The organism is Geothrix limicola (assembly GCF_030268085.1).
In the GTDB taxonomy this organism is placed as follows: Bacteria; Acidobacteriota; Holophagae; order Holophagales; family Holophagaceae; genus Geothrix; species Geothrix limicola.
Genome location: NZ_BSDE01000001.1, coordinates 1156816 through 1174825, shown reverse-complemented (window position 1 = coordinate 1174825; position 18010 = coordinate 1156816). Strand labels below are relative to the sequence as shown.

18 protein-coding genes are annotated in these 18010 nt (G+C 67.4%); 12 read left to right on the top strand and 6 right to left on the bottom strand.

Annotation, left to right across the window (positions count from 1 at the left end):
* Window positions 1–70 precede the first annotated feature (70 nt).
* The 9 genes from aroC to QSJ34_RS05050 all read left to right on the top strand — a co-directional run bounded on the left by aroC (window position 71) and on the right by QSJ34_RS05050 (window position 9587).
* Window positions 71–1213, top strand: a complete 1143-nt coding sequence (aroC, locus tag QSJ34_RS05090; protein WP_285571205.1) for a chorismate synthase — start codon at window positions 71–73, stop codon at window positions 1211–1213.
* Between the two features lie 75 nt (window positions 1214–1288).
* Complete coding sequence (locus tag QSJ34_RS05085; protein ID WP_285571203.1) at window positions 1289–2452, top strand: NAD(P)-binding domain-containing protein; 1164 nt, start codon at window positions 1289–1291, stop codon at window positions 2450–2452.
* 70 nt (window positions 2453–2522) lie between these two features.
* Window positions 2523–3407 carry a hydroxymethylbilane synthase gene (gene hemC, locus QSJ34_RS05080; RefSeq protein ID WP_285571202.1) on the top strand — a complete coding sequence of 295 codons (885 nt, stop codon included), beginning with the start codon at window positions 2523–2525 and terminating at the stop codon, window positions 3405–3407.
* The gene (locus QSJ34_RS05075) at window positions 3404–4111 is read left to right on the top strand and encodes a uroporphyrinogen-III synthase (RefSeq protein WP_285571201.1); all 708 of its coding nucleotides are present in this window, start codon (window positions 3404–3406) and stop codon (window positions 4109–4111) included. Before hemC ends, QSJ34_RS05075 begins: the two co-directional genes overlap by 4 nt.
* The gene (hemB, locus tag QSJ34_RS05070) at window positions 4105–5082 is read left to right on the top strand and encodes a porphobilinogen synthase (RefSeq protein ID WP_285571198.1); all 978 of its coding nucleotides are present in this window, start codon (window positions 4105–4107) and stop codon (window positions 5080–5082) included. Before QSJ34_RS05075 ends, hemB begins: the two co-directional genes overlap by 7 nt.
* A gap of 49 nt (window positions 5083–5131) precedes the next feature.
* On the top strand, window positions 5132–6388 hold the full coding sequence (gene hemL / locus QSJ34_RS05065) for a glutamate-1-semialdehyde 2,1-aminomutase (RefSeq protein WP_285571196.1): 1257 nt from the start codon (window positions 5132–5134) through the stop codon (window positions 6386–6388).
* A gap of 73 nt (window positions 6389–6461) precedes the next feature.
* Entirely contained in the window at window positions 6462–7451 is a 990-nt protein-coding gene (gene hemE / locus QSJ34_RS05060; RefSeq protein WP_285571193.1) for a uroporphyrinogen decarboxylase, read from the top strand.
* Window positions 7448–8818, top strand: a complete 1371-nt coding sequence (gene hemN, locus QSJ34_RS05055; protein ID WP_285571190.1) for an oxygen-independent coproporphyrinogen III oxidase — start codon at window positions 7448–7450, stop codon at window positions 8816–8818. The genes hemE and hemN overlap by 4 nt, the downstream gene beginning before the upstream one ends.
* Window positions 8819–9089: 271 nt before the next feature.
* A complete protein-coding gene (locus QSJ34_RS05050) occupies window positions 9090–9587 on the top strand; it encodes a protein-tyrosine phosphatase family protein (RefSeq protein WP_285571187.1) in 498 nt (165 codons plus the stop codon).
* Between the two features lie 2 nt (window positions 9588–9589).
* Here the strand turns inward: QSJ34_RS05050 and QSJ34_RS05045 are convergent, their stop codons facing one another.
* Window positions 9590–11413 carry an AMP-dependent synthetase/ligase gene (locus QSJ34_RS05045; protein WP_285571185.1) on the bottom strand — a complete coding sequence of 608 codons (1824 nt, stop codon included), beginning with the start codon at window positions 11411–11413 and terminating at the stop codon, window positions 9590–9592.
* On the opposite strand from QSJ34_RS05045, the gene QSJ34_RS05040 reads away from it, so the two are divergent.
* Together QSJ34_RS05040 and QSJ34_RS05035 are read left to right on the top strand one after the other, a co-directional pair.
* On the top strand, window positions 11391–12365 hold the full coding sequence (locus QSJ34_RS05040; RefSeq protein WP_309568723.1) for a tyrosine-type recombinase/integrase: 975 nt from the start codon (window positions 11391–11393) through the stop codon (window positions 12363–12365). The genes QSJ34_RS05045 and QSJ34_RS05040 overlap by 23 nt on opposite strands.
* A gap of 22 nt (window positions 12366–12387) precedes the next feature.
* Window positions 12388–13074 (top strand): fumarylacetoacetate hydrolase family protein, encoded by a 687-nt coding sequence (locus tag QSJ34_RS05035; RefSeq protein WP_285571181.1) that lies wholly within the window; start codon window positions 12388–12390, stop codon window positions 13072–13074.
* 6 nt (window positions 13075–13080) lie between these two features.
* Here the strand turns inward: QSJ34_RS05035 and QSJ34_RS05030 are convergent, their stop codons facing one another.
* From QSJ34_RS05030 to QSJ34_RS05015, 4 genes are read right to left on the bottom strand one after another with little or no spacing between them, the layout of a single operon-like run.
* Window positions 13081–14010 (bottom strand): methyl-accepting chemotaxis protein, encoded by a 930-nt coding sequence (locus tag QSJ34_RS05030; RefSeq protein ID WP_285571178.1) that lies wholly within the window; start codon window positions 14008–14010, stop codon window positions 13081–13083.
* A 19-nt stretch (window positions 14011–14029) separates the two neighbouring features.
* Window positions 14030–14848, bottom strand: a complete 819-nt coding sequence (locus tag QSJ34_RS05025) for a DUF4388 domain-containing protein (RefSeq protein WP_285571174.1) — start codon at window positions 14846–14848, stop codon at window positions 14030–14032.
* A complete protein-coding gene (locus QSJ34_RS05020; protein ID WP_285571171.1) occupies window positions 14845–15222 on the bottom strand; it encodes a response regulator in 378 nt (125 codons plus the stop codon). Before QSJ34_RS05020 ends, QSJ34_RS05025 begins: the two co-directional genes overlap by 4 nt.
* Window positions 15219–15947, bottom strand: a complete 729-nt coding sequence (locus QSJ34_RS05015) for a pyridoxine 5'-phosphate synthase (RefSeq protein WP_285571168.1) — start codon at window positions 15945–15947, stop codon at window positions 15219–15221. Before QSJ34_RS05015 ends, QSJ34_RS05020 begins: the two co-directional genes overlap by 4 nt.
* 124 nt (window positions 15948–16071) lie before the next feature.
* Between QSJ34_RS05015 and QSJ34_RS05010 the strand changes: the two genes are divergently transcribed.
* The gene (locus QSJ34_RS05010; protein ID WP_285571164.1) at window positions 16072–16854 is read left to right on the top strand and encodes a DODA-type extradiol aromatic ring-opening family dioxygenase; all 783 of its coding nucleotides are present in this window, start codon (window positions 16072–16074) and stop codon (window positions 16852–16854) included.
* 17 nt (window positions 16855–16871) lie between these two features.
* Here the strand turns inward: QSJ34_RS05010 and QSJ34_RS05005 are convergent, their stop codons facing one another.
* The gene (locus QSJ34_RS05005; protein WP_285571161.1) at window positions 16872–18002 is read right to left on the bottom strand and encodes an ABC transporter permease; all 1131 of its coding nucleotides are present in this window, start codon (window positions 18000–18002) and stop codon (window positions 16872–16874) included.
* Between the last annotated feature and the right edge of the window lie 8 nt (window positions 18003–18010).

Here is an 18010-nt window from a genome sequence, read left to right as displayed (position 1 = left end):
GGCGATGCCTCTCAGCCCGGGGCGGACACCTCCCCGTGACGAAGCCGCCCGTCAACGGCACAATGGGGGGATGCTCTTCGATTCCCCCTCCACCTTTGGCCGAGCTTTCCGCATCGTCACCTTCGGCGAAAGCCATGGGGCGGCTGTGGGTGTGGTGATGGATGGGGTGAAACCCGGGCTGCCCTTCGATCTGGAGGCGATCCAGCGTGAGATGGATCGCCGCCGGCCGGGCCAGTCGAACCTGGTGACGCCGCGTAGCGAGGCGGACTCGGTGAAGGTGCTGAGCGGCGTCTTCGAGGGCAAGACGACGGGGCATCCCATCGCCATGGTGGTCTTCAACGAGAACCAGAAGAGCGGCGACTACAAGGCCATTTCCGAATTGTTCCGGCCCGGTCATGCGGATCTCACCTATGACCGCAAATACGGCATCCGCGATCCGCGTGGGGGCGGCCGCAGCAGTGGTCGCGAGACCCTGGCCCGAGTGGCCGCGGGCGCCTGGGCGAAGCAGCAGCTGGCGGCCCTGGGTGTATCGGTTCGCGGCTTCAACCGCGAGATCGCCGGGATTCCGGGCACGGCGGTGGATTGGGCCTTCGTGGAAAAGAACCCCCTTCGCGTGGCGGATCCTTCGACCTTCGAGAGCCAGAAGGCCGCGGTGGAAGCCGCGCGCGCCGAAGGCGACAGCGTGGGCGGCGTGTGCGAGGTGTGGATCGAGGGGCTGCCCATCGGCCTGGGCGATCCGGCCTTCGGCAAGCTGGACGGGCTGCTGGCCCTGGCCTGCATGTCCATCGGCGCCGTGAAGGGCGTGGAGCTGGGTTCGGGTTTCGAAAGCGCCCGCCGGCGCGGCAGCGAGAACAATGATCCCCTGGGTCCCGAGGGGCCCGAGAAGAACGACGCGGGCGGCACGCTCGGCGGCATCAGCACCGGCGCGCCCGTGGTGGTGCGGATGGCGGTGAAGCCCACCAGCTCCATCACCAAGACGCAGCGGACCATCGACCGGGCGGGTCAGGCGGCGGACATCGCCACGCACGGCCGCCACGATCCCTGCATCGCGCCGCGCATCGTGCCCGTGGCCGAGGCCATGTGTGCCCTCGTCGTCTACGATGCCTGGCTCACCCAACAGGAGCTTCGCGAAGGCGGTCTGCCGCGGCAGATCGAGTGGGATTGGGACGCCATCGAGGCCCTGATGCCGCACCCTGAGGGTCAGCAATTGTGATGGTGGCCACTTTCGTCATGGCATGACGAAGCGGTGACTGAGCTGAACAGCGATCTAAAGATCATTGGATCCGATATGGAACCTGTCCTCATCAGCTTTCACGCCCCCGTCCACGACCTGGACCTCGTGGCGCAGCACGTTGTCCGTGATGGGCTTCCGGCCCATCTGCGGGAATGGCAGCGTCAAGCGGGCGCCCGTGAACTGGTCTACCTCGCCACCTGCCAGCGCGTGCTGTGGATGGTCTGGGGGGGCGAAGCCGATGCCATCGATCCCGGACCGGGTGTCTGCCGCTACGAAGGCGAGGAAGCCTGGGCGCACCTGCTGGCGATGTCCGCGGGGCTGGAATCCGCCAACCTGGGCGACCGCGAAATTCCGGGCCAGCTGAAGGATGCCCTCGTGCAGGCCCGCCAGGTGGGCGTGGCTTCGGACGAGGCCCAGACGGCCATCGAGGATGTGATCCGCGAAGGCCAGCGGCTGCGGGCCCGGCTGGGGCTGGCGGACGGCAATGTCAGCGTCGCCACCGTGGCGCTCAAGCACCTGTCCGAGGGGTTGCCAAAGGGAGCTTCCGTGGCTCTCGTAGGCGTCGGTCCCATGACCCAGTACCTGGCAGAGCGCCTGCCCGAGCGGGGTTTCAAGGTCTCCATCGCGAATCGCACCCGTAGCAAGGCCCACGACCTGGCGGATCCCCTGGGGCTCACCATCGTCGACCTGGCCCAACTGCAGCACGATCCCGCGGGCTTCGACGCCATCGTCACCGCCACGGCCGCGCCCGAGCCGATCTTCACGCTGGATGCCTGGCAGTCGCTCAAGCGCCCCATCCTGCGCATCCTCGACCTGGCCCTGCCGCCGGATTCCGAACCAGGCCTGGAGCAGCTGCCCTGGGTGCACCGCATCGATCTGAACGCCTTCCTGGCCCAGACGACGACAGCGCGCGCCCAGCGGGCCGAGGCCGCTCTCAAGGCCGAACCTTTCCTCATCGGCGCCGCGGGCCGCCTACGGCACCGGGCCATGGCGCGGGCCCGCAAGCGGCACCTGGCCTCGGCTCAGGAGCGGTTGGATGCGGCCTGGGGCGCCTTGGAAGAAGAGGCCAAGACCTTGGAGGATTCCATGTCATGCCTGGACGACGCCCAGCGGGAAGCCCTCAAAGAGATCCTGTCCCGAGGCCGGACCCTGGCCTTCCGGGCCCTGATCCAGACCCAACCCAAGCCCAACGCAGACGGAGAGGCGGTCAACCCATGAGAACGGAGCAGGAGCGAAGTTCCACTTTGGCGAAGCCGAAGCCCGTAGGGTGCGGCACAGGAGGTGCCGCATGAGCAGGAAGCACGTCACGGTCGCGACCCGGGGATCCGCACTGGCCGTGGGCCAGGCCGAGCCCATGGTGAGGTTTCTCGAATCCAGGGGCTACGAGGTGTCCTGGCGCAAGTTCTCCACCTCGGGTGATCAGTGGCTGCAGGGCCCCCTCGACAAGCAGGTGGGCGGCGGCTTCTTCACGAAGGAGCTGGAGGACGCCATGGCCGCGGGCGCCGCGGACCTGCTCATCCACAGCCTCAAGGACGTGTCGCTGGAGCGCCCCGCGGGCATCGTGTCGGCATGCATCCCGCACCGCGAGGACCCCGCGGACTGGCTGGTGATGCGCGAAGACGCTCCCGAGGACCTGGTCATCGGCACCAGCGCCGTGCGGCGCGAGCGGGTGCTCAGCCAGCTCTTCCCCAAGGCGCGCTTCACCTGGATCCGCGGCAACGTGCAGACGCGCCTGCAGCGCGTGCGGGATGGGGTCCTGCGGGATGAGCCGATCCACGCCACCATGCTGGCCGCGGCGGGCCTGAAGCGGCTGGGCCTCGACCTCTCGGGGCTGAAGGTCCGGGCCCTCACGCCCGAGGAGCTGCCTTCGGCTCCGGGGCAGGGGGCGCTGCTGGCCGAGGCCCGGGCCGACCGCCCCGATCTCATCGACGTGCTCTCCGAGATCCACGATCCCATGACCGCCCGCTGCGTGCGGTTGGAGCGGCAGGTGCTGGCCGGCATCGGCGGAGGCTGCCAGCAGCCCCTGGGCGCCCTGGCGACGCCCCAGGCCGATGGCACTCTCCTGCTGCAGGCGGCCTATGCGCCCGATGGCGAGCTGCGCCGGGCCGAGGCCCGTGGCACCGACGACCAGGCTCTGCTGGCGGCCATCCTGAAGGGCATCGGCCTGTCATGACGCCCTCGGTCATCCATCCCCGCCTGGCCCTCGCCCGGCCCGCGCACCACCCGCTCGCGGACATCGTGCGCAAGGCGGGCTGGCGGCCCGTGCCCTATTCCTTCACCTCGCTGAAGGTGACGGGCGCCGCGCCACCCCTGCTGCTGCAGCGGGTGCAGGCCCTGCTCATCCTCAGCCCTTCGGGAGCCAAGGTGGCGGCTCCGGCGCTGCTGCCCGGGATGACGGTGCTCGTGCAGGGGGCGGGAACCGCCGACGCGTTGGGTCGCGAGGATCTGGACCTCCACCTGCCTTCCGAGGCCCGGGCCGAGGCCCTGTGGGATCTGCTTCAGGCGCGCTTTCCTGGCGGCGGGGACTTCGTGCTGGTGCGGGGCGAGCGCAGCCGCGAATTTCTGGAGGTCGCGGCCCGCGGTTCCTCCTGGCGCATCCACCCCTGGGTCACCCATCGCGAGGCGGCTCGGGATCCGTTCCCGCCCCTGCCCAAGGTGGAGGGTGTCCTGGCCCTGAGCCCCATGCAGGCCGAGATCCTCGCGCCGCTGACGGGCGGCCTGCTGCGCTTCGCCTGGGGCGAGGCCACCGCCGAAGCCTTCGCCCGGGCCGGCGCGCCCGCCGAGGCCCACTGCGAACCCAAACCCAGCCTGCTGTGGGCCATGCTCGCCCAGCACCTGGCATCCGAAGACCCGTCGAAGGAGGAGTCCCCATGCTGAACCGCTCCCGCCGCCTCCGCACCAGCGCCGCCATGCGCAACCTGGTGGCCGAGACCGACCTCAGGCCCCGGCACCTCATTCAGCCCCACTTCGTGATGCCCCAGGCGGGCAGCACCGAGATCTCCAGCATGCCGGGCATCGTGAACGCTGGCGTGGAAGAGACGCTGCGGCAGGTGGAGAAGGACCTGAAGAAGGGGCTTTCCAGCGTGCTGCTCTTCGGCGTGCCCGATGACGCATCCAAGACGCCGGATGCCCGCTACGCCTGCGATCACAACGGCGTGGTGCCCGTGGCGGTGAAGGCGCTGAAGAAGGCCTTCGGATCCGACCTGATCGTCATGACGGATGTGTGTCTATGCGGCTGCACGAGCCATGGCCACTGCGGGATCGTGGACGAGGAGGGCGTGGTTCGCAATGACGAGTCCGTTGCGATCCTGGCGGAAATGGCGCTGCGCCACGCCGAAGCTGGCGCCGATGTGGCCTCTCCCAGCGACATGATGGACGGCCGGGCGGGCGCCATCCGCGCCAAGCTCGACGAGCACGGCTTCACGCAGACGAGCATCCTCTGCTACGCCATCAAGCACTCCGGCGCCTACTACGGCCCCTTCCGCGAGGCCGCCCACAGCAGCCCCAAGTTCGGCGACCGCAAGACCTATCAGATGGATCCTCGCAACGCCCGGGAAGGATTGCGCGATGCCCTGCTCGACATCGAGGAGGGTGCCGACATGCTCATGGTCAAGCCGGCCCTGCCGAACCTCGACCTCATCTGGCGCCTGCGCGAACGCACCCTGGCGCCCATCTGTGCCTACCACGTGTCCAGCGAGTTCAGCAGCGTGAAGGCCGCCGACCGTCTGGGCTGGGTGAATGGCGACCAGCTGATGTACGAGCACCTCATCGCCATCCGCCGCGCCGGCGCCGACATGATCGTCACCTACGCCGGCCGCGAGGCCGTGGAAAAAGGGTGGATCTCCTAAGTCGAAGGATGACCGTCAACCGCAGAGGTTCTTCATTTAAGAGGCATTCATGAGCAACGACACCCTGTTCCAGGAAGCACTCACCCATTTCCCCGGTGGCGTCTCCAGCCCCGTGCGCGCGTTCCGCGCCGTGGGCGGCACGCCCAAGTTCTTCAAGAAGGCCAGCGGCGCCTGGTTTGAGGATGAGGACGGGCAGCGCTTCCTCGACCTCTGCATGTCCTGGGGCCCGCTGATCCTGGGCCACGCCCAGCCCGAGATCCTCGCCGCCGTGAACGAGGCCATGCACGAGGGGCTCACCTTCGGCGCGCCCAGCCGCCGCGAGCTCAGCCTCGCCCGCAAGATCAAGGAGATGGTGCCCTTCATCGAGAAGATGCGCTTCGTCTCTTCGGGCACGGAGGCCGTCATGTCGGCCCTGCGCGCGGCACGCGGCTTCACGGGCCGCGAGCGCATCCTGAAGTTCGAGGGCTGCTACCACGGCCACAGCGACGGCCTGCTGGTGAAGGCCGGATCGGGTCTCGCCACCTTCGGCGCCCCCACCAGCGCCGGCGTGCCCAAGGGCATCGCCGAGCTGACCTCCGTCGTCACGCTCGATGACATGGAGACCCTGGAGCGCACCTTCGCTGAAGTAGGCGGCGAGCTGGCCGCGGCCATCATCGAGCCCATCCCCGCCAACAACGGCCTGCTGCTTCAGCGTCCCGAGTTCCTCAAGCGGTTGCGGGAACTCTGCACGAAGCACGGCGTGGTCCTCATCTTCGACGAAGTCATCAGCGGCTTCCGCGTGGCCCCCGGCGGCGCGGCGGAGCGCCTCGGCATCACGCCGGACATGGGCACCTACGGCAAGATCATCGGAGGCGGCATGCCCGTGGGCCTCTACGGCGGCCGCAAGGACATCATGGGCGTCGTGGCGCCGGACGGCCCGGTCTACCAGGCTGGCACCCTGTCGGGCAATCCCGTGGCCATGGCCGCGGGCCTCGCCACCATGGAGAAGCTGACGCCCGCCTTCTACGCCGGCCTGGAAGCCAATGCGGCGAAGTGGGCCGAGGCCTTCGAGGCCATCCCCGGCCTCCACTGCCCGCGCTACGGTAGCCTGCTATGGCCCCTCTTCCAGGATGGCGTGCGCCGCAGCGACGCGGTGAAGGGCGAGGCCATCAGCGTCTTTAACCGCCTCCACAAGGCCCTGCTGGGCCAGGGCGTCTACCTGCCGCCCAGCGGCTACGAAGTGGCCTTCCTCAGCGCCGCCCACGGCGAGGCCGAGCTGGCCCACTTCAAGCAGGCCGTGGCCGCGGTGGCCAAGGATTTCGCCTGACTTTCCTGGACGGGAGCGCATGCTAGCTCCCGTCCACCATCGTTCTCTGTGATGACAAATTCCTGGTGATGTGATGACCCAGCCCCTCCTCCGCGTTCTCAACGGCGAAACCCTCGACAAGCCCCCGGTCTGGTTCATGCGCCAGGCGGGGCGCTTCCTGCCGGAATACCGCGAGGTGCGGGCCAAGGTCACCTTCGAGCAGTTGCTGAATGATTCGGATCTGGCGGCGGAAGTGACCCTGCAGCCCATCCGTCGCTTCTCGCAGATCGATGGCGCCATCATCTTCAGCGATATCCTCGTCATCCTCGACGCGCTGGGCTGCGAAGTCACCATCCCCGAAGGCGGGCCGCGCATCGGCAAGACGCTCGATCAGATCGACATCAACCGTCCGCTGGATGAGAAGGTCTTCGAGCCCGTCTGCAACGCCATCCGCAAGGTGAAGGCAGCCCTGCCGCCCAAGGTGACCATGCTGGGCTTCGCGGGCGCGCCCTGGACGCTGCTGGCCTACGGCATCGAAGGGAAGGGCAGCAAGAGCTGGGCGAAGGCCAAGGCCTTCATCCACCAGAACCCCGTGCTCGCCCAGAAGTGGATGGACAAGCTGGCGGATGCCGCCGCCCGCCTGCTGAACCTGCACATCGAGGCCGGCGCCCAGGGCGTGCAGCTCTTCGACACCTGGGCCGGCGAGCTGGATGCCGACGATTACGCGACCTTCGCGCTGCCCGCCGTCGAGCGCACCCTGTCCCAGGTGACCGCGGCCCCGAGCCTCTTCTTTGCCCGCACGGGCTACCTGCCGGATTCCCTGAACAACCTGCCCTGCAAGGGGCTGGCGGTGCCCTGGCAGGTGCCGATTTCCGAGGCCCGGCGGCGCTTCCCGAAGATGGTGCTGCAGGGCAACCTGGATCCCGTCGCGCTGCTGGCCGGCAAGGAAACCGCCACGCGGAAGGCCCGGGCCATCGTGGATGCCATGAAGGGCCACCCCCACATCTTCAACCTCGGCCACGGGCTCACCCCCGAGACCGATCCCGCCGTGGTTGGGGCCGTGCTTGACGAGGTGAAGGCATGAACCAGCTCGCCGATCTGATCCGCCGCTATGATCGCCCCGGCCCGCGCTACACGGGCTACCCCATGCCGCCGGCCTGGTCGGATGATTTCCCCGAGCCCGAAGTCCTCGCGGCCCTGGATCGCGCCAACGCCCGGCCTGACGAGGCGCTCTCGCTCTACCTGCACATCCCCTTCTGCCCGCGCCGTTGCGCCTACTGCGGCTGCAACGTGGTGGTGAGCCCCCAGTACGATCCCGTCGAAGCCTACCTGGCGGCGGTGACGAAGGAGCTCGACCTCGTCTGCTCCCATCTGAAGGATCGTCGCAAGGCCCTGCAGCTGCACTGGGGCGGCGGTACGCCCACCTACCTGAACGCGGCGGACCTCAAGCGCACCTTCCAGCTCTTCAAGGACCGCTTCGAATTCCTGCCGGGCGCCGAAATCGCCATCGAGGTGGATCCCACCTTCCTTGAGCCCGATCAGCTGCCCGCGCTGCGCGCCATGGGCTTCAACCGCGTATCGTTCGGCGTGCAGGATCTGGACGAGAACGTGCAGGCCCTCATCACCCGCGGCCAGACCTGGGACCACACCCTCACGGCCATGCGCCAGTGCCGGGACCTGGGCTTCGAAGGCGTGAACCTGGACCTGGTCTACGGCCTGCCGGGCCAGACCATGGACACCTTCAAGCGCACGCTGGAATCCACGCTGGAGCTGTCGCCGGACCGCATGGCCATCTACGGCTTCGCCTACCTGCCGAGCATCATGCCCTTCCAGCGCAGCATCCCGGCCGAAACGCTGCCCACGCCGGAACTGCGCCTGGATCTGCTGCTGATGGCCTCGGACATCCTGGAGAAGGCGGGCTACGTCGCCATCGGCATGGACCACTTCGCCCATCCCAACGATCCCATGGCCAAGGCCGTGCAGGAGGGCCGCCTCATCCGCAACTTCATGGGCTATGCCGTGTCGGCGGGTTCGGACCTGCTGGGCTTCGGCCCCAGCGCCATCTCCAACGTGGCGGGCGTCTATTCCCAGAACGAGAAGATCCTCGCCAAGTGGGAGCGCGACATCACGGACGGCCATCTGGCGGTCCACAAGGGCCATCGTCTGTCCGAAGACGACGAGCTGCGCCGCTGGGTGATCCACCACCTCATGGGGCATTTCGAGCTGCGCTGGGAGGATCTGAATTCCCGCTTCGGCGTGGACGGCCCCGTGCTCTTCGCCGACGCCGTGACCCAGCTGCAGGAGGAAGTTCCGCAGGGCACCGTCGACGTCCGTCCCGAGGGCATCTTCATCACCCAGCTGGGTCGGCGCTTCGTACGCAACCTCGTGCAGCCCTTTGACGCCTACCTCGCCAAGCTCAGCGCCAAGACGCCTTTCTCGCGCACAGTCTGAGCCCTGGCGCGGCCTCTGGAGCCGCTCCCACCTTTCATCCGGGCACGTTGCAGGGGAGCTTCCGCTTCGCTGCAACGTGCCTGAGTTCTATCTCTTATATTGCAAATGCCAATGAATCGATTTGTTGCATAGCTGACCTATCGACCTACATTGGGGATGTGGAGACCCGCCCGCTGGGGCTTGGCTACGTGGCCCCTTCCCGAAGCGCGTCACCCCTCCGGTGGTCTTCGCGAACCTGCCCGGCGCGCCGGGCCATGTCGCGGAGGGTTCCATGTCACGCGCCCTGTTTCTCCTTCTTCCAGCCCTGGTGATTCCAGCGCAGGCGGCCGTTCCAGGCGCTGTAGAGGTGCGCCCGGGGATCTTCGTCCTGCGCGGGGTTCCCACCGAAGAGACCTGCGTGGCCATCGGCCGCCAGCACATCACCCACGTGATCGATCTGCGTCGGGATGGCGAGCCGAATCTGGACAGCGAGTGGGAATCCCACCGCCTGCAGGAGCTGAAGGTCCAATATCTCCGCTACGCCATCGGAGTTCGGCCGCTGGCTTCGGACTTCGATTTCCTCCGGGGTTTCATCCGTGACCTGCCAACCGGATCCAAGGTCCTGCTCCATTGCGGCGATGGCAACCGCGCCTCTGCGGTGGCCTGCGTGTGGCTGGTGATGGACAAGGCCATGCCCATCGAAGAGGCCTTGCGGCTCACGAAGGATTCGGGCCTGCAGCTGTCTGAGACCGAGCAGGCCGTTCGCCGCTACGTGGCCAAGAAGACCTAGGCTCAGTCCTTGGTCTCGCTGTACATCGCCTCGATCTGAGCCGCGTACATCTGGTTCACGACCCGGCGCTTCACCTTGAGTGAGGGCGTCAGCTGGCCGCCCTCCAGGGTCATCTCCTGGTCCAGGAGCACCATCTTCTTGATGCGCTCGTAGTTCGACAGCTGCTCGTTGGCGCGCTCCACACGGCTGCCGACCTTGGCGTAGATCAGCGGGTTCTGGATGAGATCGGCGTGGTTGCGGAAGGTGATCTTCTTGTAGCCCGCCCAGCGCGCCAGGCTGTCGAAGTTGGGGACGATGAGGGCCGTGATGTAGTTGCGCTGATCGCCGATGAGCACGGCCTGGGAGATGTACTTGTCCTCCTTCAGCAGGTTCTCGATGGGCTGGGGGGCGATCTTCTTACCGCCGCTCGTGACGATGAGTTCCTTCTTCCGGTCCGTGATGTAGAGGCGGCCCTGGTCGTCCAGGTGGCCGATGTCGCCGGTGTGGAAGTAGCCGTCGGCGTCGATGGCCTCCTGGGTGGCCTGCTCGTTGTTCCAGTAGCCCACCATGATGTTCGGGCCCTGGCAGAGGATCTCGCCGTCCGGGGCAATCTTCACGAAGGGGCGGCCGTTCCACTCCTTGTAGAGAGGGCGTCCCACGCAGCCGGGCACCACCTCCCCGAAGCGGTTCACGGTGATGATCGGGCTGGTTTCCGTCAGGCCGTAACCTTCGAGGATGGGGATGCCGAGGATCCAGAAGAACTCCATGATCTTGCCGCTGAGCGGGGCGCCGCCGCTGACGGCCACCTTCAGCCGCCCGCCGGTGCGCTGGCGGATCTTCTCGAAGACGACCTTGCGGGCGGCACGGTACCAGGCGCCCTTCCAGGAAGGCGGCTCCTGGCCCTTCAGAAGGTAGGGCACCGCCTGGCGACCCGCCTGCATGGCCCAGTGGAAGATCAGGCGCTTGATGAAGGGACCTGACGAGACGGTGTCGTAGATCTTGGCGTAGATCTTTTCGTAGATGCGGGGCACGGAGGCCATGACGGTCGGGCGGACCTCCAGGAGGTCGGCCGCCACGGTGTTCACGCTTTCGGCGTAGTAGATGGAGGCGCCGATGTGGAACCAGAGGAACTGGCCGGCCATGCGCTCAAAGATGTGCGTGAGGGGCAGGAAGCTGAGGGCCCGCTCCTGTTCGATGAAATCCACGGTGGATTCCGCGGCGAGCACGTTGGTCACCAGGTTGCCGTGGGTGAGCATGGCGCCCTTGGGATCCGCCGTGGTGCCCGACGTGTAGATGAGGGTGAGGATGTCCGAGGGTTTCCGCTGCTCGCCCCAGGCGCGCACCTCGGGGCGGCGAGCCTCCATGGCCTGACCCTCCTCCTGGAGGGTGTTCCAGTGGATGAGGCTGCGCCCGGTGCCTTCGGGAAGCTCGCCGTCCATGAGCACGGCCGCTTCCAGGCTGGGCAGGAGGTCCCAGTGCGTGAGCACCTTGTCGAGCTGACCCCGGTCGGAGCACACGACCCAGCGGGCCTGGCTGTCCTTGAGGATGAAGGCGGCCTGCGGGGCGTTCAGGGTGCAGTAGATGGTGACGTCGGGCAGGCCCTGGATGGCGCAGGCGAAATCGAGGATGGCCCATTCGGGTCGGTTCTCGGACATGATCGCGACGCGGTCGCCGACCTTGAGCCCCCGGGCGGCCATGGCCAGGGCCAGGCGCTCCACCTGGGCCACCATCTCCGCGTGGGAGATTGGCACGTAGACCCCATTGCGCCTCGCTGCCAGGGCGTCGGGAAGGTTGCGTTCCGCCGCCGCATAGAAAAGCTGGGCAATGGTTTCGATGGGCTGCGCCACAATGACTCCGGACACTCGGGGATGTGACGGTATGGTAGCAGGGAAGGGCGCAGGGCCGCTGGGTGAGGGGATTCAGGCCTTCCACCTCGAGCAGCGCGCGCGGGGTGTTTCACCCCACACGGCCCGTGCGCAAACGGGGGATCTTGGGAAACTCCTGGATCATGCGGTGCGTTCTCGATGGGACTCCTGGGAGGTCAGTCCCCGCACCCTGCGGGGCTTTGCACTGGAACTCGGCGATCGCGGACTGGATCCCGCCAGCCAGGCACGCGTGCTCTCCACGGTGCGCGGCTTCTTCAAGTGGATGTGGGAAACCCGGCGCATCGACAGGAATCCGGCCTCGGGTCTGCGGAACCCCAAACAGCCCAAGCGCCTGCCGGCCTTCCTGACCGAGGGCGAGAGCCAGGCCCTGCTGCAGCTTCCGCCCGCGGTGGACTTCCCCTCGTCGCGGCTGGCCTGCCTGCTGGAGCTGCTCTACGCTTCGGGGCTGCGCGTCTCCGAATTGACGGGCCTGGACCTTCAGGACCTGCTCACCGATCAGCGGACCCTGCGGGTGCTGGGCAAGGGGCGGAAGGAACGCCTGGTGCCCTACCACGCCCAGGCGGCGGAGGTTCTCGAAGCCTACCTCGCCTTCCGTTCGGCCTTCCTGGCGGCCAAGGAGCTGCCGCCCAACGCGGCGCTCTTCCTCAATCAACGGGGGGGCCGCCTCACGCCCACCAGCGTGCGGGCCCTGCTGCGGTCGGCCCTGGAGGCGGCGGCGGTCCGCTCGCGGGTGAGCCCCCACGCGCTGCGGCACAGCTTCGCCACCCACCTGTTGAACCGCGGCATGGACCTGCGCGCCATCCAGGAACTGCTGGGTCACGCCAGCCTCAGCACGACGCAGCGCTACACTCACCTGGGGCTGGAGGAACTGGCCCGCACCTACGAAAAGGCCCACCCGCGCGCCAAGGGTTGAGCCCTGATCTTCCGGAGCATCCATGGAATCGGTCATCCCCCTCCCGGCCATGCCAAGCCTTTCCGTGCAGGGCACCTCGGCGGTCTTTCCCGTGCGGCGGATCTACTGTGTGGGGCGCAACTATGCGGATCACGCCCGGGAGATGGGCGCCGATCCCCACCGGGAGCCGCCATTCTTCTTCGGGAAACCCCATGACACGGTGGTTCCCGGCGGCGGCGAGGTGGCCTATCCACCCGCCACGTCGAACCTTCACCACGAGGTGGAACTGGTGGTGGCCCTCTCGAAGGGAGGGCGGGACATCCCCGCTTCCGAGGCGCAGGCCTGCATCTTCGGATACGCCGTGGGCATCGATCTGACCCGCCGCGATCTCCAGGCGGCGTCGAAGGAGAAGGGTCAGCCCTGGGACACGGCCAAGGGTTTCGACCAGTCCGCCCCGGTCGCGGCGCTGTCGCCGGCGGCCAAGGTCGGGCACCCCGAATCCGGGGCCATCTGGCTCACGGTGAACGGCGTGGAGAAGCAGCGCGGCGACCTCTCCCAGATGATCTGGAGCGTGCCCGAGGTGATCGCCCACTTGTCTGGTTTCGTCACACTGGCGCCGGGCGACCTCATCTTCACGGGCACGCCGGCCGGGGTGGGACCCCTGCTGCGGGGTGACCGAGTCCGCTGCGGCATCGAGGGTCTGGAAGCCCTCGAAATCGTGGTGATCTGAGGCGCCTCAGTTCCCGCCGGTCTTCTTGAACTGGGCGATGATGTCGTCGACGCTGTCCTTGCGGCTGTCGGCCTCGAGGCTCGTGTCGAAGATCCGGTCCTGGGTGGCCACCTTCCGGTCCGAAAATCCTTCACCGGCGAGGGCGCCCGTGTGGATGTTGAAGATGACGAGGAGGCGGTTCAGGCCGCCCTGGAACTGCTTGAGGAGGATGACGACCTTCTCGATCTTCTGCCGCGTGATGTCCTGGAACTGAAGGATGTTCAGGATCTCGAAGGCCTCGTCGCTGACCCGCTGCAGCTGGTCCGTGGCGGGCTTCAGATCGATGGGAGCGGCCTGCTCGGCCATCTGGTGGGCGAAGAGGTATTCGATGACCTCCTGGGCCAGGGCGTTCTGGTTCTCGCCGCCGGCGGCGCGGTCGAGAAAGCCCGTGATGGCTGCATGCAGGTCGGCCTGCTTGGCGTTCTGCGCCTCGATCCCCTTGCGGCAGGCCTGCACGGCCTTGGTGGCGTCATCGGAGGCCGCCATCAGGGTGTCAAGGCGGTTCATGACGCTTTGCGTCGCCTCTTCGGTGTCGGAGGTGATGGCGTCCAGCTGGGCCGCAAGCTCGGGCACCTGGGTGCTCTGGTGCTTCACCGAGGCGTCCAGCTGCTGCAGGTTCAGCAGGGTCTGGTTGATGCTTGAGACGAGGGCACCGAGCTCACCCTTGGCTTCGATATCGATCTTCTGGTAGACCCGGCCATTGGCCATATCCTGGGCCGCCGCGGCAAGCCGGTGGATGCTCGCCTGGGAATCCCCCTGGAGCTCGTTCCGGAGGTCGGCGATGAGTTCCTCGAGGCTGACGAGACGCTGGTCGAGGCGGTTGCGCCGGGCCTGGAATTCCGCGATCAGGCTGTCGGGCGTATCGTTCTGGGGCTGGGCTTCGGAAACGTCGGTCATGGGGACTCCAGAGGTGCCCTCAGGGCGCGGGCCTCACCTTTACATGGGTTCCTTCGGCCAGCCCCCAGGCCTGCATGAGTTCCCGCGGGATGGCCACTTGGTTGTCCGTCAGGCCCGTCACGAATTCGACGCGTTCGACCGCCGGGCCCTTGGGCCAGATGATCCGCAGGTTCCGGATGGGCGGATGGTAGGGGCCGAGCTGGCTCCACCGCGTTTCCAGGGACTTGGGCAGCTCCAGATGGTCGCCCTTCTTGAAAAGCCCGGTCTTCAGGAGGCCGACGGTCACCTGGATGTCGGGTTCGAGCACTTCGAGGCGGCCGGCGTCCTTGAGGATGGCCGCGGCCTGGAGGACCGCCACATCGTGCTGCCCCGAGGCGGCCATGACGTCCTTGAAGTCCCGGAACCCGTCAAAAAAGGGCAGGATGCGCCGTTCCTCCACGAAAAGCTTGAGGCCCTCCAGGAGCTGAGGCGCCGGAAGGGTGGGCCAGGGCACGGAGGTCAGGCTGGGGAAGATCTGGTTGAGGCGCTTCCGGCTGTCCTGCAGCCGCGCCGAATCCATGAGCAGGTCCGGCACGGTGCGGCGGATCGAGGCGGGCGTTTGCACCTGGGTGGTGAGGAATTCGAAACGGCCCGTGGTCCATTCCAGGATCTCGAAGGCCGCGACTTCACCCTTGGCGGACAAGGTCTCCGCATGGATCACTTCGCCGCTCGACAGGTAGAGCACGCCGCTGACCTTGCCGGAGCTCACCTGGAGCATGCCGGTCTTGCGGTTCACGTGCAGCAGCTGGACCACGTCCGTGAGGGAGATGCTCTCCAGGGTGCCTTGCAGGTTGCTCATGCCTGGCCCTCGGGGGAGAGGAGCTCATCGAGCAGGACCTTGATCCGCTCCCGGTTCACGGGCTTGACGAGGAAGATGTCCGCGCCGCACCGGAGCCCCTGCTGCCAGGACCGTTCGCCGTCAAAGCCGGTGAGGAGTACCACCTTGATGTCGCGGCATTCGGGATCGTCCTTGAGGGAATGGCAGAGGGCCGTTCCGCTCTCTCCGGGCATGAGCACGTCGAGGAACATCAGGTCCACCTGCTCCTGGGCCAGGGCCCGGCGGGCGAAGCTGGCATCGGCCGCCTCGAGCACCCGGTGGCCCTCCAGTTCGATGAAAGCCTTCAGGACCTGGCGCACGCCAGGATCGTCATCCACCACCAGGATGGTGCTCATGGCCGCGCCTCGCCCATGGCGGTGAGCATCTCCTCGACCGCGCGCTCGAGGCCCACGAGCACGGCCCTTCCGATGAGGCTGTGGCCGATGTTCAGCTCTTCGATTTCGGGGATGGCGGCCACGGGGCCCACATTCTGCAGGTTCAGGCCGTGTCCGGCGAGCACGCGCATGCCCAGGCGGCTGGCCAGGCGCGACGCGTCGCGCAGGCGGCCCAGCTCCGTGGTGGCGTCGGAATCCATGGGCAGGTCGCTGTAGAGCCCGGTGTTCAGTTCGACCGCGTCGGCCTCCAGCTTGGCGGCCATCTTCACCTGGTCGAGCACGGGATCCACAAAGAGGCTCACGTGCACGCCCACGCCGCGCAGCTCGCGGATCACGGGCTTCAGCATGCCCTGGAGGAAGATCACGTCGAGGCCGCCCTGGGTGGTGAGTTCCTCTCGGCTTTCGGGCACCAGGGTCACCCAGAAGGGTTTCACGGGGATCACGGCTTCCAGCGCTTCGGGCGTCGCGGCGCATTCCACGTTCAAGGGCACGGCGAGGACTTCCTTCAGCACCCGCAGATCCCGCTCCTGGATGTGCCGGCGGTCGCCCCGGATGTGAACGGTAATCCCATGGGCGCCGGCGCTCTGGGCCAGCAGGGCCGCGGCCACCGGTTCCGGTTCGTGTCCTCCGCGGGCTTGCCGCAGGGTGGCCACATGGTCGACGTTCACACCAAGCCTGAGGTTCAAAGCGGGCTCCAAAAATTGACCTAAGCTTAACCCCTAGCAAGATCTATGTCGGCAGGAAGGTTCTGGGCCGACAAAAGTCGAAAAAAGAGTTGAAACATGTAATTGCCGAACCGATGATGGGGCCATGACCGGTCGAGCCGCCCTCCCGTCCCTTTTCCTCGCGCACGGATCGCCCATGCTGGCGCTGGACGGCGGGGCCTGGGGCGAGGCGATTTCGGCTCTGGGCCGGAGCCTTCCACCTGTTCGCGCCATCCTGGTGTGCTCGGCGCACTGGGAGGCGCCGGGGCCGTTCCGGGTCTCCTCGGCGGAGCGCCCGGGCGTGATGCACGATTTCGGTGGTTTTCCCGAAAGCCTCTACGCCTTGGACTATCCGGCCCCGGGATCTCCCGAGCTGGCCGCCGAGGTGGTCACCCTTTTGACGGATGCCGGATGGGAGGCGGTGCTGGATCCGCGGCGCCCCCTCGATCACGGGGCCTGGGTGCCCCTGCGCTACCTGGCGCCGGAGGCCCGGATCCCCGTGGTGCAGTTGTCGTTGCCCGTGCCCCGTTCGCCGGAGCAGCTGCTGGCGGCGGGCCGGGCCCTGGCGCCCCTTCGCGAACGCGGTGTGCTGATCCTCGGCAGCGGCGGCATCGTGCACAACCTGCGGCGCCTGGACTGGGCGGAAGGCTCGGGCCCCCAGCCCTGGGCGGCCGCTTTCGAGGGCTGGATCCGCGAACGTCTGGCGCAGCGGGACGAGGCCGCCCTCGCGGACTGGCGGCAGGCCCCCGGCGCGGCGGAATCCGTGCCGACCTCCGAGCATCTGGATCCGCTGTTCGTGGCCCTGGGCGCCACCGGCGGCCCGCCGAGCCCGCTCTTCGAGAGGTGGCAGCTGGGGAGCCTCAGTCTCACGAGCTACCGCTTTCCTTGAACCTGACTCAGGCGGCCTCAGACCATGGTCTTGCGGAAGCGTCCGGCGGCGAGGATCAGCATGCCGCTTCCTAGCCCGGCCAGGGCCAGCATCTGGGGCCAGAGCACGGAGGGGCCCAGGCCCTTCAGGAAGACGCCACGAATGATCACGAGGTAGTGGCGCAGGGGGTTCAGGAGGGTGAGCCACTGCACCGCCTCGGGCATGTTGGCGATGGGGTAGACGAAGCCCGACAGCATGAAGACCGGCAGCAGGAAGAAGAAGGCCGTCATCATGGCCTGCTGTTGGGTGGAGCTCACGGTGGAGATGAAGAGCCCCGCGCCCAGGGTGCTCATGAGGTACAGCCCCGTGCCCAGGAACAGGAACAGGGGATTGCCGGCCAAAGGGATCTGGAACCAGAACACCGCGAGCAGGGCGATGAGGGCCACGTCCACGAGGCCGATGACGGCGAAGGGAGTGGTCTTGCCCAGGATGAATTCCAGCCGCCCGATGGGCGTGACCATGATCTGTTCCATGGTGCCGATCTCGCGTTCGCGGACGATGGACATGCTGGAGAGGATCACCGTGAGGATGGCCACCAGCATGGCCAGCACGCCTGGCACGAAGAAATTCCGGCTATCCAGGTTGGTGTTGAACCAGGCCCGCGAAACGAGGGCGATGGGTTCGGCTTCCAGGCGCAGGCCCGCCGTGCGCGAGAAGCGCTGTTCCATGATGGCGCGGTTGTAGTCGGCGGAGAGTCGGGAGGCGTAGCTCATGACCACGCTGGCCGTGTTCGAATCCGAACCGTCCAGCAGGAGCTGGGCGCGGGCGCCGCGGCCGCCGGACAGGTCTTCCGCGAAGCCCCGGTTGAGCCGCAGCACCGCCTTGGCCTCTCCCGAATCCAGCACGTCCTGGATCTCCGCTTCGGAACCGATGCGCTTCACGATGTCGAAGCAACCCGAGCCTTCGAATCGGGCCAGCAGGTCGCGGGTGGCGGGGGTGCGATCCAGATCGTAGACGGCCAGGGCCACATGACGCACATCCGTGCTCACCGCGTAGCCGATGACGAGCACCTGCACCAGGGGCATGCCGAAGAGGACGGCCCGCATCCTCGGGTTCCGGAGCACCTGGATGAATTCCTTGACGAGCATCCGGTAGAGGCGTTCAAGCATGGGTACCT